This is a genomic window from Pseudomonas sp. VEM90 (assembly GCF_054611535.1).
The window spans coordinates 155500-170341 of the sequence record NZ_JBTRAR010000006.1 but is presented as its reverse complement, the minus strand read 5'-3'; the positions used below and the strand labels follow the sequence as shown (position 1 = coordinate 170341).

General features: G+C 61.8%; 15 protein-coding genes. 13 read left to right on the top strand and 2 right to left on the bottom strand.

Going from position 1 to position 14842, the window contains the following annotated elements; genetic code table 11:
* Positions 1-240 precede the first annotated feature (240 nt).
* The 4 genes from ACYCCG_RS08630 (at position 241) to ACYCCG_RS08615 (ending at position 3120) form a co-directional block, all read left to right on the top strand.
* The gene (locus ACYCCG_RS08630) at positions 241-1170 is read left to right on the top strand and encodes a malate dehydrogenase (RefSeq protein ID WP_209968111.1); all 930 of its coding nucleotides are present in this window, start codon (positions 241-243) and stop codon (positions 1168-1170) included.
* Between the two features lie 118 nt (positions 1171-1288).
* Positions 1289-1777, top strand: a complete 489-nt coding sequence (locus ACYCCG_RS08625) for an Hcp family type VI secretion system effector (RefSeq protein ID WP_047605116.1) — start codon at positions 1289-1291, stop codon at positions 1775-1777.
* A gap of 9 nt (positions 1778-1786) precedes the next feature.
* Positions 1787-2764, top strand: a complete 978-nt coding sequence (locus ACYCCG_RS08620) for a hypothetical protein (RefSeq protein WP_209968109.1) — start codon at positions 1787-1789, stop codon at positions 2762-2764.
* Positions 2761-3120 carry a hypothetical protein gene (locus ACYCCG_RS08615; RefSeq protein WP_020191670.1) on the top strand — a complete coding sequence of 120 codons (360 nt, stop codon included), beginning with the start codon at positions 2761-2763 and terminating at the stop codon, positions 3118-3120. Before ACYCCG_RS08620 ends, ACYCCG_RS08615 begins: the two co-directional genes overlap by 4 nt.
* Positions 3121-3181: 61 nt before the next feature.
* Here the strand turns inward: ACYCCG_RS08615 and ACYCCG_RS08610 are convergent, their stop codons facing one another.
* Positions 3182-4003, bottom strand: coding sequence for an amino acid ABC transporter permease (locus ACYCCG_RS08610; RefSeq protein ID WP_003247513.1), 822 nt, complete (start codon positions 4001-4003; stop codon positions 3182-3184).
* On the bottom strand, positions 4000-4821 hold the full coding sequence (locus tag ACYCCG_RS08605; protein WP_003247511.1) for an ABC transporter substrate-binding protein: 822 nt from the start codon (positions 4819-4821) through the stop codon (positions 4000-4002). The genes ACYCCG_RS08610 and ACYCCG_RS08605 overlap by 4 nt, the downstream gene beginning before the upstream one ends.
* A gap of 118 nt (positions 4822-4939) precedes the next feature.
* Between ACYCCG_RS08605 and ACYCCG_RS08600 the strand changes: the two genes are divergently transcribed.
* The 9 genes from ACYCCG_RS08600 to ACYCCG_RS08560 all read left to right on the top strand — a co-directional run bounded on the left by ACYCCG_RS08600 (position 4940) and on the right by ACYCCG_RS08560 (position 14674).
* Positions 4940-5824 (top strand): homocysteine S-methyltransferase family protein, encoded by an 885-nt coding sequence (locus ACYCCG_RS08600; RefSeq protein ID WP_459670048.1) that lies wholly within the window; start codon positions 4940-4942, stop codon positions 5822-5824.
* Positions 5825-5991: 167 nt separating this feature from the next.
* A complete protein-coding gene (locus ACYCCG_RS08595; RefSeq protein WP_176685609.1) occupies positions 5992-7263 on the top strand; it encodes a cystathionine gamma-synthase family protein in 1272 nt (423 codons plus the stop codon).
* A gap of 142 nt (positions 7264-7405) precedes the next feature.
* Entirely contained in the window at positions 7406-8845 is a 1440-nt protein-coding gene (locus ACYCCG_RS08590; RefSeq protein ID WP_014589617.1) for an amino acid permease, read from the top strand.
* Positions 8846-8890: 45 nt separating this feature from the next.
* The gene (locus tag ACYCCG_RS08585; RefSeq protein WP_233692798.1) at positions 8891-9775 is read left to right on the top strand and encodes a LysR substrate-binding domain-containing protein; all 885 of its coding nucleotides are present in this window, start codon (positions 8891-8893) and stop codon (positions 9773-9775) included.
* 24 nt (positions 9776-9799) lie between these two features.
* Positions 9800-11188, top strand: coding sequence for a threonine synthase (locus tag ACYCCG_RS08580; RefSeq protein WP_176685611.1), 1389 nt, complete (start codon positions 9800-9802; stop codon positions 11186-11188).
* Positions 11185-11622: an Lrp/AsnC family transcriptional regulator gene (locus ACYCCG_RS08575; protein ID WP_010951921.1), complete on the top strand. Its 438-nt coding sequence runs from the start codon at positions 11185-11187 to the stop codon at positions 11620-11622. The genes ACYCCG_RS08580 and ACYCCG_RS08575 overlap by 4 nt, the downstream gene beginning before the upstream one ends.
* 198 nt (positions 11623-11820) lie before the next feature.
* Positions 11821-12864, top strand: a complete 1044-nt coding sequence (locus tag ACYCCG_RS08570) for a homoserine dehydrogenase (RefSeq protein ID WP_209968095.1) — start codon at positions 11821-11823, stop codon at positions 12862-12864.
* 12 nt (positions 12865-12876) lie between these two features.
* Positions 12877-14295, top strand: a complete 1419-nt coding sequence (locus ACYCCG_RS08565; RefSeq protein ID WP_176685613.1) for an aldehyde dehydrogenase family protein — start codon at positions 12877-12879, stop codon at positions 14293-14295.
* A gap of 16 nt (positions 14296-14311) precedes the next feature.
* On the top strand, positions 14312-14674 hold the full coding sequence (locus ACYCCG_RS08560) for a RidA family protein (RefSeq protein WP_401102027.1): 363 nt from the start codon (positions 14312-14314) through the stop codon (positions 14672-14674).
* Positions 14675-14842: the final 168 nt, after the last annotated feature.

The window sequence follows — 14842 nt, the reverse complement described above, 5'->3', positions numbered from 1 at the left end:
GCATGACAGTTGCTCTCGCAAGGCCAATGGCAAGTCCTGGTACTGAGACCATTCCACAACCCCCGAGCCCCGGAAAAACGCGGGGCTGGAATCTTTCCAAGCCGGCGCTAGCCTCAGAAGCCCCAGCGTCCTCTCAGCTACCAGCCATCAGCCTTCGGGTGGCCTTTTCGCAGGGGCGGTCAATACTTCTCTCTATACGCAGGCGTGTTCCTGGTGGCGCGCGCCGCTGGGAGGTGTCTGGTGAACAAATTAACGATTGTGGGTGCCGGCCTGGTCGGCGAGGCGGCGGCGCAGATCATCGCCCGGGATGAGTTGTGCCGTGAGCTGGTGTTGATGGACGTGCAGGGTGAACTGGCGCAGGGCAAGGCGCTGGACGTTTGGCAGGCGGCTGTGGATTCAGGTTCCGATACCCACGTTCACGGCGGGGCCAAAGCCGAGATGCTGGAGGGCTCCGAACTGGTGGTGATCACGGCGGGCGTGCCGCGCAAGCCCGGCCAGTCGCGTCAGGATGTATTGAGTACCAACCTGCCAATCATCGACAGCATCATGGCGGATATCAAGCACCACGCGCCGACAGCGACGGTGCTGGTGGTGTCCAACCCGGTCGATGTGCTCACCTACCGCGCCTGGAGCGTCAGCGGGCAGGGGCGCGACAAGGTGTTCGGGCAGGCGGGGGTGCTGGATACCGCGCGCATGAAGTGCTTCATCGCCGAGCAAACCGGGTTTTCTGCACGGGATATCACGGCGCTGGTGCTGGGCGGGCATGGCGACAGCATGGTACCGCTGATGCGCTACTGCCAAGTCGGCTCGGTGCCGCTGTCGCACTTCCTGTCCAGCGAGCAGATCGAACAGATTGTCGAGCGCACCCGTAAGGGCGGCGGCGAGATTCTGGGGTTGAAGAAGACGGGGAGCGCCTGCGATGCGCCGGGCGTGGCTATTGCACAGATGGTTGATGCGATCGCCAATAGGAGGAACCGTATTTTGCCGGCGGTGGCGATTCTTGAGGGCGAGTATGGGCGAACGGATATCGCCATGGGTGTGCCCTGCGTACTGGCAGAGAAGGGGCTTGAGCGGATTATCGAGTTGCCGCTGGATGCGCAGGAACAGGCGATGTTCGACCACTCGGCAGACCAGGTGGCGCGGGATATTGCAGAGATGAAGGCGTTGTAGGGCTTGAAGCGTCATGCATCGGGTGTGGCGGCTCGGGCAGTGGGGGAACATTTTGCCTCCGTACCTGTCACACCCGTTCATTGGGATTCAGACCCACCATTACCAAGGAGAGGTAGGCATGGCTTTCGACGCTTTTATCCAAATCGACGACATCGCTGGCGAAGCGCTGGATGAGCAGTACACCAACTGGATCGAGATCAACGGCTATAACTTCGGTGTCAATCAAAGCACGTCCGCTACCGCAAGCTCTTCCGGCGGTGCAACGTCGGGGCGTACCACCTTGACCAACTTTACGTTCACCAAGTTTCTCGACAGCGCGAGCTGCAAGCTGCTGGAAGCCAGCTGCTCGGGCCAGCATCTCAAGGAAGTAAAACTTGCGCTTTGCCGGGCAGGCACCGACAAACTCAAATATTACGAGATCGTGCTGGAAGAGGTCATCATCGCCGACTACTCGCAGAATGCAAGCTCGGGCGTTCCCATCGAAATCGTCCAGTTGAACTATGGGCGTATCAAGACCACCTATACCCGCCAGAAACGTTCCGACGGCAGCGGTGGCGGGAATGTCGCCGGCGGTTGGGACCGGATCAACAACAAGAAGTACGCGTGAGGTAGGGCCATGTCCGAAGCACGCAGCTTCATCAACCCCAGAACCCAGTCTTATCAGTCGCTTAAAGCCAGCACACCGTTGTCGGGGTATGCCAAGAGCAAGTTCGATGTGTTGAATGCCCACATTGCCAACAGCGTGGTCATGGCCGGGGAGTTGGTCATCCTGGGTGACGCTGGTACTCCTTCCTGCACCAGCCACGAAGCATTACTGATGGCCAAAGCTGTCGAGGTGCACGCTGGCCTGCTAACTAGCGGCGTAGACGCGGATGATTTTTTTCTCGAGCACTTCGACTTGCTGCAGAGCTTGCTGGCTAACGCCTCGATTGGGGCGGGCGCCGCTAGCGAGGGCTGGAGCAAGCACCTGACCAATATCAAGACCACCCTTGTAGAAATCGAGAAACTGCACCGCGACTACCTCAGTTCTGGCACTCTCGCTGCCCGTGATGCCTTCTACGCCAAGCGCTCTGCACTTTTCATGAAGCTTGAAAAGCAATTGGGCAACGTTGCTGCGTATGGTTCTGGTTTACGCCGTCAGGGCAAGATCAAGCAGGCATTGGGCATCTCGACCCGCAGTTATCTGCATACCGGCGAGATTTCCGGTTATGCCGAAAAGGTATCTGGCGTTGCCAGGGCGTCGAACTTGGTGAAAAGGGGCACTTATATCGGTACTGCGCTGGATGTGGCGTCCACCGGCCTCTCAATTCATAAGGCCTGCACCACGGGCCGGGAGGATCAGTGTCGGCGCGCCAAGTATGTCGAAACCTCGACGTTGATGGGTAGCCTGGCGGGCGGCAGCGCCGGGGGCTATTTGGGGGGTATGGCAGGCACCGGTATTTGTGCCGTCGTTCTGGGGGTCACTACAGGCGGCCCCGGTGCACTTGCTTGTGCTGTCGTCGGAGGAGCAGTGGGCGGTAAAGTCCTCGGAGATGCCGGGGGCAAGGGGGGCGAGATATTTGGTGACTTTTTGTATGGCGAGGTATCGGAGTGAATGAAGTTGAGCCTGGGCTAATTGCGATTCTGATTCTTGCACCCATGATGCTGGCGATGGTCGTACAGTGTTTCATCGCACATAAATACACTGAGTACTACGAGTCGTTGCTAACGCGCTGTAGCTTCGTGACCGGCAATAAAATCACGTTTCAACATGCAGGCCTTCTGGGCAAGGTTATGCGTACGGGTTTGATCTCCATGGTGCTGGCTATACCGAGCCTCTTCGTGCGCAGGGGGTTGATTGACTTCGATGAAGTCAAACGTTTCCCCTCAAGCATGAGACGACTGCTGGTGAGTCTGTTGGTCATTCACATCCTGCTGGCAACCGCGCTGATTATTTTCACTTACGCGTAGCCTGGCCGCTCCTGCATGGGGCGCGGTCAGGCCTGTCGGTTTTGCACGAGCCGTGCAGCCCTCAGCGCTGATAAGCCTTGCCAAAATGCCGTTCCAGGCGCGCCTGCAGCAGTTCCAGCAGTATCGACAGCACCCAGTAGATCACGGCGGCGGTGGTCAGCATTTCCAGGTAGCGATAGCTCGAACGCCCATACGACTGCGCCAGAAACATCACCTCCCAAACCCCCATCACGGAAATCAGCGACGAGTCCTTGAGCATCGAAATGAACTGGTTGGCGGTGGGCGGAATGATCACCCGCATGGCCTGGGGCAGGATGATGTGGCAGAAGATCTGCGGCGTGCGCATGCCCAGCGCCAATGCTGCTTCACGTTGCCCGCGGGCCACGCCGAGGATGCCGGCGCGGAAGATCTCGCTCAGGTAGGCGCCGTAGTTCAGCGACAAGGCAATGATGCCGGCGCTGATGGCGCCGGGTACCAGGCCCACCTGCGGCAGCCCCAGGTAGATCAGCAGAATCTGGATCAGCAGCGGTGTGCCACGGAAGAACGAGGTGTAGAAGCTGGCCACACCCACCAGCACCGCGCTGTTGGATAACCGTGCCAGCGCGGCGGCAAAGCCGAGCAGCACGGATACCACCATCGAGCACAGGCACAGGAACAGGGTCAGTGCGGCGCCTTGCAGAAAACCATTGGGCCCCAGCTTGAAACCGGCCAGGTTGGGAAACTTCTCCAGAATGATGGCGAACTTCAGGTCAAAGCTGAGGAAGAAGGCGACAAACAGCCCGAACAGCGCCAGCCAGGTCAGCAGTAACCGGGTGCGAAATCCGAACAGGCCGGCGCCCGCAGGCTTTGCCACGGGCTTGGGGGAGGGAGGGAAGGTGCTCATTTGCTGATGTCGGCGCCAATCCATTTCTGCGACAGCTTGGCCAGGGTGCCATCAGCCTTCAGCTCGGCGAACACCTGGCGTACCTTGGCATCCCACTCGGGGTCGCCTTTTTCGATGGCCACTGCGTTGGGCTCTTCATACAGCGGCGCGCCGGCCAGCTTGAAGCGCTTGTCCTGCTGCAGGCGCGGCTGCGCGGTCACCAGGTTGGTAATGATGGCGTCCAGGCGCACGCCAGTGCCCAGGCCCAAGTCCTGGAAGGCGACGTTTTCAGTGTCGTAGGGCGCAGCCTGCACGAAGTCGAACGGGTAATCGATCTTCTGGTCTTCCTTGCCTTCAATGACCAGGTTCTTGTTCAGGTAGCTTTCGTAGCTCGATGCACTGATCGAACCCACCTTACGGCCTTCCAGGTCTTTGGCACCATGGATGCGCTCATCCGAGGCATTGACCACGATCACGGCGGGCGATGCGTAATACTCCACGGGGAAGTCGAACACCTCGGCGCGCGCCTTGCTCGGGGTCATCGAGCAAATGCAGATGTCGTAGCGCCCGCTCCAGCGGCCAGCGGCAATCACGTCCCAGGACGGTGTTTCCAGGCGCAGTTTGACGCCGAGCTTGTCGGCCACTGCCTTGGCCACGTCCACGTCGTAACCGTCGAGCTGGTTATGGTCATTGAGGAAGGAAAACGGCGGGTAGCTTTCCATCAGCACATTGACCATTTCCTTGCGCGATTCAACCCGCTCCAATGTGGCGCCAGCAAAGGCTTGGGTGGCAGTTGCGAGCAGTACAAGGCCCGCACCCAGCAGAGAAGAAAATCGCATGTACATACCTGATATGTTGGGCAAATGGGTGATAGGGTATTTAATAGTTATAACCCTAATCCCCATAATGAATTTTATTCATAAGAACCTTCAGAGAAGTTATATGGCAGAGCGAACGATGGTAATTCTGGACGGTGGCATGGGCCGAGAGCTGCAGCGCAGCGGTGCACCGTTTCGCCAGCCCGAGTGGTCGGCGCTGGCGCTGAGCGAGGCGCCCGAGGCGGTCGTGGGCGTGCATGCAGCCTTCATCGATGCGGGTGCGCAGGTCATCACCAGCAACAGCTATGCAGTAGTGCCGTTCCACATCGGTGAAGAACGCTTTGCCGCCGAAGGGCGACAACTGGCCCATATCGCAGGCCAGCTTGCGCGGCACGCGGCAGATAGCGGCGTGCACCCGGTCAGGGTGGCAGGCTCGCTGCCGCCTCTGTTCGGGTCCTACCGCCCCGACCTGTTCCAGCCCGAGCGTGTGGCAGAGGTGCTGACCCCACTGCTCCAGGGCTTGGCCCCGCATGTCGACCTGTGGCTGGCCGAAACCCAGAGTTCCGTGGCCGAAGTGCGGGCCATTCATAGCCATTTGCCGGCAGACGGCAGGCCGTTCTGGGTGTCATTCACCCTGCAGGACGAGGACGTCGACGATGTTCCGCGCCTGCGCTCCGGTGAACCGGTGGCCGACGCCATCGAAGCCGCAGTCAGCCTGGGTGTGGCTGCGGTGTTGTTCAACTGCAGCCAGCCGGAGGTGATCGGCGCCGCCATTGATGTCGCGCGCTCGGTCATCGAGCGGCACAACGCCGAGATTGCCATCGGTGCCTATGCCAACGCCTTCCCGCCGCAGCCCAAAGAAGCCACTGCCAACGATGGCCTGGACGAACTGCGCGAAGACCTCGATCCGCCGGGTTACCTGGCATGGGCCAAGGACTGGCGTGCGCGGGGTGCCAGCATGGTCGGCGGTTGCTGTGGCATCGGCCCGGAGCACATCGCCGAGCTGAAGCGTAACCTGGCCTAAGCGCCCACGTGGCCGGGCGGCTTTTTCAGCGCCCGGCCCGCAGCCATTAAAAAAAACGCCACTCAGACCCGGATTCCATCGTTTTTCAGGCCCCCGCCATCTCCCTATAGTCCGCTGAAGGCCGATGCTGCATCGGTGTACACAACTCAGCTGGGCGGGAACCGGATATGAACAACAACGAAAAATTCGAGGGCAATGCTGCGGCCGGTGTGGGGACGCGGGTCGTGTGGAGCGGGGAGCAGGTGCAGCACCCGTACAACGCCACGCAGACCCCGATCGTGGTCAGCGCCGCTTATGGCTACAACGATATCGATGCCTGGTACGACGTGGCGCAGGGCAAGCAGCCTGGCTTCATCTACAGCCGCATGAGCAACCCCACGGTCGCCACGCTGGAAGCAAAACTGGCCGAACTGGAGCAAGCCGAGTCGGCAGTCGCGTTCAGCAGCGGCATGGCGGCCATCAGTGCCGTGCTGCACACCTTCCTGTCCAACGGCAAACGCGTGGTGTCGACCCGCGACAGCTATGGCGGCACCAACAAGATCTTCGAAGAGTTCCTGCCGCGCATGGGCGTGCAAGTGTGCCTGTGCGATACCTTGGACACTGAAGCGCTGGAGCGCGAGATTGCCGCCGGTTGCGACCTGCTGTACCTGGAAACGCCCACCAACCCGACGCTGAAGGTGCTGGACATTCGTCGGCTGAGCGCCGCTGCGCACAAGGTGGGGGCGCTGGTGGTGGCCGACAACACCTTTGCCACGCCACTGAACCAGAACCCGCTGGCGCTGGGCGTGGATGTGGTGGTGCACAGCGCGACCAAGTTTCTGTCCGGGCATGGTGACGTGTTGGGTGGTGTCGTCTGCGGCGCGGAGTCGTTGATGGCCCAAGTGCGTCACTACCGGGAAATCAACGGTGCGGCGCTGGACCCGTTCTCAGCCTACCTGATCATCCGCGGTATCAAGACCCTGGCAGTGCGCCTGCGCCAGCAGCAAGCCAGTGCCATGGCGCTGGCCCTTTACCTGAGCACCGAGCCGCTGGTCGAGGCGGTGAACTACCCAGGTTTGCCGGCGCATGCCGGGCATGCCATTGCCAAGGCGCAAATGCGCGGTTTTGGCGCCATTGTCAGCTTTGTGCTGAAGGGCGGCATGCCAACCGTGGCTCGTTTGCTACCGCAACTGAAGTATGCCCATCGGGCCGGCAACCTCGGCGCGGTAGAAACCATCTATGGCCCGGCGCGCACGACCAGCCATGTCGAGAACACGTTGGAAGAGCGTCTGGCGCTGGGCATTTCCGAAGGGCTGGTGCGCATTTCAGTGGGTATCGAGGAAACCGATGACCTGCTGGCGGACCTGGCACAGGCCTGTGCATCGGTGCGTCAGGAACTGGCCGCAGCAAAGGAATTGCACACTGACGCGTATGCCTGCCAGAGCCAAGTGCAGGCCTGAGGCTGGCGCGTAGCACTCACCCATGCGGTGGGTGCCACTTCATGAAGTCGAACAAAAACAATATGCAAGGCAACTCGATTCGCTCTGCCAAGACGAGGTCGTTGCTACGTCCTTGCCCGCCAACTTTCATGAGTAACCCACAATGTCCGTGCAAACAACCACAACTAGAAATGCCTCGGCGCATACCTTCAAGCAGGATATGCAAACCCGCCACATCGTCATGCTGGCACTGGGCGGTGTGATAGGGACCGGCCTGTTTCTCACCTCGGGCTACACCGTTAACCAGGCCGGCCCATTGGGCGCGGTCATCGCCTACATACTCGGCGCAATCATGGTGTACCTGGTCATGATGTGCCTGGGCGAACTGGCGGTACACATGCCGGAAGTCGGCTCGTTCAGCAGCTATGCCACGCGTTACCTCGGCCCGGGCACCGGTTACATGGTGGCCTGGATGTACTGGCTGACCTGGACGGTGGCCATCGGCTCCGAATTCACCGCCGCTGGCATCCTGATGGTGCGCTGGTTCCCCGACACGCCGGTATGGATGTGGAGTGCGCTGTTCGGTGCCGCGGTGTTCATCAGCAATATCATTTCGGTGCGATCGTTCGCCGAAACCGAATTCTGGTTGTCGCTGGTCAAGGTGTTGGCCGTCATTGCCTTTTTGGTGGTGGGCGGCGGGGCCATTCTGGGTGGCTTCGAGATCCAGCAGGCGCACAGTGCAGGGCTGGGCAATTTCACCCGTGAAGGGTTGTTCCCCACCGGTTTCTGGTCAATTGCCATGACCCTGCTGGCAGTGGCCTTCGCGTTCTCGGGTACCGAGCTGATCGGCATCGCTGCCGGTGAAACCAAAGACCCGGAAAAAAACGTGCCCAAGGCCATTCGCACCACGGTCCTGCGCCTGGCGCTGTTCTTCATCGGCACCATCTTTGTACTGGCCACCTTGCTGCCGCGTGAACAGGCCGGGGTTATTGAAAGCCCGTTCGTGATGGTCTTTGCGATGATTGGTATCCCGTATGCGGCTGATATCATGAACTTCGTCATCATCACCGCGCTGCTGTCTGCCGCCAACTCGGGCCTCTACGCCGCTTCGCGCATGCTCTGGACCCTTAGCGACCAAGGCAACATGCCCCGCCGTTACGCCACGCTGTCGCGCCGCGGCACCCCCTTCAATGCGATCGTGCTGAGCATGGCTGGCGGCATGGCTTCGCTGTTGAGCAGTGTGTTCGCCCCCGACACTATCTACCTGGCGCTGGTGTCGATTTCAGGGTTGGCCGTGGTGGTGGTGTGGATCAGCATCGCGGCCAGCCAGATCGCATTCCGCCGTCATTACATCGCCAGCGGCGGCAAGCTCGAGGACCTCAAGTTCCGGGTGCGTGGCTACCCGTTCGTACCACTGGGGGCCATTTTCTGCTGCGTACTGGCCTGCGTCGGCATTGCCTTCGACCCTGCTCAGCGTGTTGCCTTGTACTTCGGCTTGCCCTTCATTGCCTGGTGCTACCTGGCCTATTGGCTGACGTGCAAGTATCGCAGCCGCCGTACGGGCCCGGTGGAAATTGTCGCCCCAGGTTCCGAGGCCGCCTGAGCAGGTGATACTAGGCCACCGGAACCTAGCCACGAGAAGCCGCCGATGACTCAGAAAACCCTGCCCCCCCTGAACTGGCTGAGAGCCTTCGAAGTGTCGGCGCGTTACTTGAACTTCACCCATGCGGCAGAAGAGCTGCACCTTACCCAAGGGGCCGTGAGCCAGCAGATTCGCCACCTGGAAAGCCAATTGGGTGTGGCGCTGTTCAAGCGCCTGCCGCGCGGGTTGGGGCTGACCGAAGAAGGGCAGTCCTACCTGCCGGTGGTGCAGGACGCCATCAGCCGCCTTGCCGTCGGCACCAATGAAATCTTCGGGCAACGCCAGCGTCGGCCCCTGAAGGTGCGGGGCAGCCTGTCGTTCCTGCACTTCTGGCTGGCCCCGCGGCTGGCCGACTTTCGGCGTTCGCACCCGCAGGTGGACATCCGCTACATCAGCAACCTGTGGGTCAAGGAGCTGGATGCCGAAGATGATCTGGAAATCCGCTGGGGCAGCGGGCAGTGGGCCGGGGTGGAGGCGCAGCGCCTGACCCGCGACGTGCTGGTGCCGGTGTGCGCACCCGCGCTGCTGGCCGGTTGCCCGCTGCGCGATCCGCGCGACCTGGCGCGTGTGCCGTTGCTGCATGTGCTGGGTTACGAGGAGGGGTGGGGCTACTGGCTGGAGCGGGTCGGTGCCGATCAGGTCGATTCTTCCAGCGGCCTGCAGTTCGACACGCTGGTGTCGACCCTGCGCATGGCTGAGCTGGGGCTGGGGGTGGCGCTGGCACGCTCGTCGCTGGTAGAGGACCTGCTGCAGGAGGGGCGGCTGGTCGCTCCCTTTGCTCAGCGTATCGAGGCAAGCGAGTCGTTTTTCCTGGTACGCGGCCTGGGTGAAGCGTTGTCCCCGGATGCCCAGGCGTTCAGCCATTGGCTGGTGGCCATGGCGCATCGTTAACTTATGTAGCTATCTGGAGCACCGATGCAGTACACATCCACGCGCGGCAACGAGACACGGGTCGATTTCCGCACGGCATTGCTTTCTGGCCTGGCCGACGATGGCGGGCTTTATGTGCCCACCTCGGTGCCGGTGTTCAGCCCACAGGAAATTGCCAGCTGGTCGTGGTTGCCCTTCGACGAACTGGCCTGGCGGGTAATGGCACCGTTTGTCGGCGATACCCTCGACGAGCCTACGCTCAGGGCGCTGGTCAGCGACAGCTATCGCGGGTTCCGCCACCGCGGCATTGCGCCGTTGCAGCAGCTTGGCCATAACGAATGGATCCTGCAGCTTTTCCATGGGCCTACCCGGTCCTCCAAGGACTTTGCCGCGCAGTTGCAGGCGCGCTTTATCCGGCACTTTCTGGGGGCGGAGTGCGAGCGGGTCATGCTGGTCGGTGCCAGCAACGGCGATACCGCAGTAGCGGCTATCGAAGCGTTGCGGCATTGCCCTGCAGCAGGCTTGCTGGCGCTATACCCCAGTGCAGGCACGCCCGCTGACCGCGCGGCAGTGATGCGTAGCGCCGCGTCCGACAGCGTGAGCTGCGTGGCCGTGGATGGCAGCTTTGACGATTGCCAGTCGCTGGTGTCGGCGCTGCTGCGTGACTGGCCATGCCCCGGGCTGATTCCGGTCAGCTTCAACTCCACCAACTGGGTCGGCGTGCTGGCGCAGATCGTGTTCTATTTCCACGCGGCGCTGCAGCTCGGTGGCGGGATACGCCCGGTCGGGTTCAGCATCCCCACGGCCAGTTTTGCCGAGATTTACGCGGGGTTCCTTGCCCAGAAAATGGGCTTGCCGATCAACCAGATCATCGTCTCCACCAACCGCAACGATGCCTTGCATCGGTTCATCCACTGCAACCGCTACAGCCGTGGTTCACCCAGCCAGACCTTGTCACCGGTCATGGACTTTTCGCTGTTCTCTAACCTGGAGCGCTTCGTCTGGGAACTGTATGACCGCGATGGTGGGGCGACCCGGGCGCTGATGGAGCACTTCGAGGCGTGTGGCGAGCTGAGCATCGGCAACCGCCAGTGGTTGCATGCGCGCATGCTGTTCGACTCCTATGCCGTGGACGACGTGCTGATTCGCGAAGAAATTGTCACGCTGTTCCACGAAACGGGCAGCGCAGTAGACCCCCATGCCGCAACCGGGGTATTCGCCGGGCGCCTGCACCGGCGCAACATCGGTGCGCCCATCGTCACGCTGGGGCAGTTTGCCCCCGAAAAGTCTGCCGGGCTGCTGGCGGAGCTGGGGGCCTGGCACGGTGAGGTGCCCGCCGGCGCGGTCGGCACAGCGGGCGATGGGCCGCTGTTGGCACCTGACGATCTGGCCGGTGTTCATGCCTTGTTGGCCCGGTTGCAGGCTGGGCGATGAAGCGCATCCTCGACCCACTGGACGAGCGCATTCTCGCCGAGCTCACCGCCAATGCGCGTATCGCCCACGCCGAGTTGGGGTTGAAGGTGAACCTGTCGCGCAATGCGGTACGCCAGCGCATCGAGCGCCTGGAGCGCGACGGCGCCATTCAGGGTTATACCCTGCGCATCGGTGAGGGCAGGCGGCCGGCGTCGTTGATCAACGCGGTGATCTTCGTCTACCGCTATGACCGCATGCGCGGTGAGGCGGTACTCGATGCGCTGCGCCAGATCCCCGAGGTGATCCAGTGTGAAGTGCTCAGCGGCGAGTTCGACCTGATGTTGCGCGTCGAGGCCTCCAGCCCGGAGCGGGTGCACCATGTGTGGAAGGAAATCGCTGCCATGCCCGGGGTGGAGAACACGGTGACTTCGTTCGTCCTGGCCGCGGTGGTCTGAACCGCGTCTTTGCATTGGCTAGCACAACGCCGCCTGGGTTCGCGCCCAGGCGGCGTTGTGCGTTCTGCCCTGGCGCAAGCGTGCGTTTTGCACTGGCCAGATTGGCCAATAAATACAGCGAATTGCCATATTCAACTGGCAGTGCTCGGCTCTTACGCTTGTCCTCATCGACCCACTGCCTGGACAGGACAGCAAACCATGACCGAATACAAAATTGCACTCGTTGGCTTTGGTGGCGTTAACCGCGCGCTTGCCCAACTGATCGCCGAACGCAATGCGCGCTGGCAGCAAGAGTTGGGCTTTGGCCTGAAAATCGTTGGTGTCACCGACTTGTTCCTGGGGTCGGTGATCGACCGCGACGGCCTGGATGCCGCCATGCTGGCCGCACTGCCGGCCCAGAAGGGCGCACTGGCGCAACTCCCTCAAGGTTCGGCCGAGGCGTTCAATGAGGCGGTGATCAAGCAATCAGGCGCCGACATCATCGCCGAGGCCACATTCACCAACCCCAAGGACGGTGAGCCGGCAGCAACCTTCTGCCGCTGGGCGCTGGAGGCGGGCAAGCACGTGGTGACCACCAACAAGGGGCCGATTGCCTTGCATGCCCAGGCGCTCAAGGCTTTGGCCAAGGCCAACGATGTGTCGTTCGAATATGAAGGCGCCGTGATGAGCGGCACGCCGGTACTGCGCATGGCGCGCCAGACCCTGGCGGGCGCCGGCCTGGTGGGTTTCGAGGGCATTCTCAACGGGACTTCGAACTATGTGCTCACGCGCATGGAGGAAGGGCTTGGCTTCAACGAGGCGGTGGCCCAGGCACAAGCGCTTGGCTTTGCCGAGGCTGACCCGACCGCCGATGTGGAAGGCCATGACGTACGCCTGAAGGTGGTGATCCTCGCCAATGAGTTGCTCGGCGCCTGTCTGCAGGTGGGTGATGTGGCCTGCAGCGGTATCAGTGCCATCGACAGCGCCGCTATCGAGCAAGCACGGGCGGCGGGCGAGCGCTGGAAGCTGATCGGCAGTGCCCGCCGTGAAGCCGGTGGTTCGGTGCGAGCCAGCGTCGAAGCGATGCTGTTGCCTGGCCATCACCCCCTGGCGGGTATTTCAGGCGCCACCAATGCGCTGGCGTTCGACACCGAGTTGCTGGGGGCTGTAACCGTGTCCGGCCCGGGGGCGGGGCGCATCGAAACGGCTTTTGCCCTGCTGTCGGACATTGTCGCCATTCACGCGGCCGGCCATTCGGCCTGAGGAGCAACGTTCATGAGCCTGACTTCCGTATCGCGGGCGCTTGTTCAGCAACCCGCCTTGATCGATGTGTACAACCCCTTCGATGGCAGCCTGGTTGGCAGCGTCGACAACCTCGGCGCAGAAGCGGTGCCTGCATTGCTCGCCCGTGCCCGTCAGGGTGTGCGTGAAAGCGCGGCGCTGCCCCGGCACCGCCGGGCGCACATTCTTGAACACGCCGCTCAGCTCATTGAACGGGATGCGGCAGACTTTGCCGGCCTGATCGTCGATGAAGCGGGCAAGACCCTGCGCCAGGCCGAAAAAGAGGTCAAACGCTGCATCAACACGCTCAAGCTGTCTGCCGAAGAGGCGCGGCGCAACGCCGGTGAGGTGGTGCCTTTCGATGCCTATGAAGGCTCCGAGTCGCGTCAGGGCTGGTTCACCCGCGAGCCGTTGGGGTTGATCCTGGCCATTACTCCGTACAACGACCCGCTTAACCTGGTGGCGCACAAGCTGGGGCCAGCACTTGCAGGGGGCAATGCGGTCATTCTGAAACCCTCGGAACTAGCCCCTCTTTCTGCCCTGAAACTGGTGCAGTACCTGGTTGATGCAGGGCTGCCGGAGGCCGTCGTTACCGTAGCCACGGGGGGCGCCGAACTGGGCAAGGCGCTGGTGGCTGTGCGTGAGGTGCGCATGGTTTCCTTTACGGGCGGTTTCGCTACGGGCGAACAGATTGCGCACGGGGCTGGCTTGAAAAAGCTTGCCATGGACCTTGGCGGCAATGCCCCGGTGCTGGTGCTCAAGGACTGCGACCTTGAGGCCACGGTCGAGTCGTGTGTGTCGGGCGCGTTCTGGGCGGCCGGGCAGAACTGCATCGGCACCCAGCGCATTCTCGTAGATGCCTCGATCTATGAGGCGTTCCGCGAACGCTTCGTGGCATTGACCCAGGCGATGGTCTGGGGCGATCCGGGCCGGCGCGAAACGGATATGGGGCCGATGATCACCGAAGCGGCTGCCCGACAGATCGAAGAACGCGTCAACCAGGCGCTTGAGGGCGGTGCCCGCCTGCTCTGCGGCCACCAGCGTCAGGGGGCGATCTATGCGCCGACAGTGCTCGAAAGCGTTGACCCCGTCAGTCGGCTGTGGCTTGAGGAGGTTTTTGCGCCGGTTGTGATGCTGGCGCCCTTCGAGACTGTCGAGCAGGCGATAGCGCTGGCCAATGCCCCGGAGTACAGCTTGCATGCCGGTGTGTTCACCCGCGACCTGTCGCTGGCGTTGAGCCTGGCCCGGCGTATCGAGGCCGGCGGTGTAATGATCAACGACTCTTCCGATTACCGCTTCGATGCCATGCCATTTGGTGGCGCCAAGTATGGGAGTCTTGGGCGTGAGGGGGTGCGGTTCGCCTACGAGGACATGACCCAACCCAAAGTCGTCTGTTTCAACCAGATGGGTTGAGGGGGAGGGTACCTCGATGATCACTCGCTACGGATCAAGCGCGCGGATGTCACTGGCGGTCAGTTACAGGGGCCTGTTCGAAACGGCAGGCATTGTTGCCGATGACCTGCAACAGGATGTGCAGGGGCAGTTGCGTCAGGCGCTGAGCGTGATCGACGGCCTGATGGTGCAGGCCAACGTCGGCAAGGCGCAGCTGACGCGGGTTCAGATGTGGCTTGCCGACTACCGCCACTTCGACCTGGTCAACGAAGTCTACGACGCCTGGTTGCAAGGCTGTGCAAAACCGGTGCGGGCCTGCGTGGGCGCCGACCTGGGGGATGGCTACCTGGTAGAGGTGCAGGTGTTCGCTGTGTGCCCTGGGTGCCCGGATTCACTGTGACCGCTAGGCTGAAAGCGCAGACTAGTTGCTTGATATGGGCAGGCCTCGGCCTGATCGCAAAAACATCCCAGCCATGACCAAACCGGGCAGCGTTGCTTATCGCAATTGCCCGGCGTCATTCATCCACGCTACCATTGTGAATAATTCCTATTAGCATAATGGCCTGCC

Bases quoted from the DNA above. Each gene is read 5' to 3' on its own strand.
- ACYCCG_RS08605 (WP_003247511.1), bottom strand. From the start codon at position 4,821: ATGCGATTTTCTTCTCTGCTGGGTGCGGGCCTTGTACTGCTCGCAACT.
- ACYCCG_RS08600 (WP_459670048.1), top strand. From the start codon at position 4,940: ATGGTAATTCTGGACGGTGGCATGGGCCGAGAGCTGCAGCGCAGCGGT.
- ACYCCG_RS08610 (WP_003247513.1), bottom strand. From the start codon at position 4,003: ATGAGCACCTTCCCTCCCTCCCCCAAGCCCGTGGCAAAGCCTGCGGGC.
- ACYCCG_RS08575 (WP_010951921.1), top strand. From the start codon at position 11,185: ATGAAGCGCATCCTCGACCCACTGGACGAGCGCATTCTCGCCGAGCTC.
- ACYCCG_RS08585 (WP_233692798.1), top strand. From the start codon at position 8,891: ATGACTCAGAAAACCCTGCCCCCCCTGAACTGGCTGAGAGCCTTCGAA.
- ACYCCG_RS08565 (WP_176685613.1), top strand. From the start codon at position 12,877: ATGAGCCTGACTTCCGTATCGCGGGCGCTTGTTCAGCAACCCGCCTTG.
- ACYCCG_RS08560 (WP_401102027.1), top strand. From the start codon at position 14,312: ATGATCACTCGCTACGGATCAAGCGCGCGGATGTCACTGGCGGTCAGT.
- ACYCCG_RS08625 (WP_047605116.1), top strand. From the start codon at position 1,289: ATGGCTTTCGACGCTTTTATCCAAATCGACGACATCGCTGGCGAAGCG.
- ACYCCG_RS08620 (WP_209968109.1), top strand. From the start codon at position 1,787: ATGTCCGAAGCACGCAGCTTCATCAACCCCAGAACCCAGTCTTATCAG.
- ACYCCG_RS08570 (WP_209968095.1), top strand. From the start codon at position 11,821: ATGACCGAATACAAAATTGCACTCGTTGGCTTTGGTGGCGTTAACCGC.
- ACYCCG_RS08580 (WP_176685611.1), top strand. From the start codon at position 9,800: ATGCAGTACACATCCACGCGCGGCAACGAGACACGGGTCGATTTCCGC.
- ACYCCG_RS08595 (WP_176685609.1), top strand. From the start codon at position 5,992: ATGAACAACAACGAAAAATTCGAGGGCAATGCTGCGGCCGGTGTGGGG.
- ACYCCG_RS08590 (WP_014589617.1), top strand. From the start codon at position 7,406: ATGTCCGTGCAAACAACCACAACTAGAAATGCCTCGGCGCATACCTTC.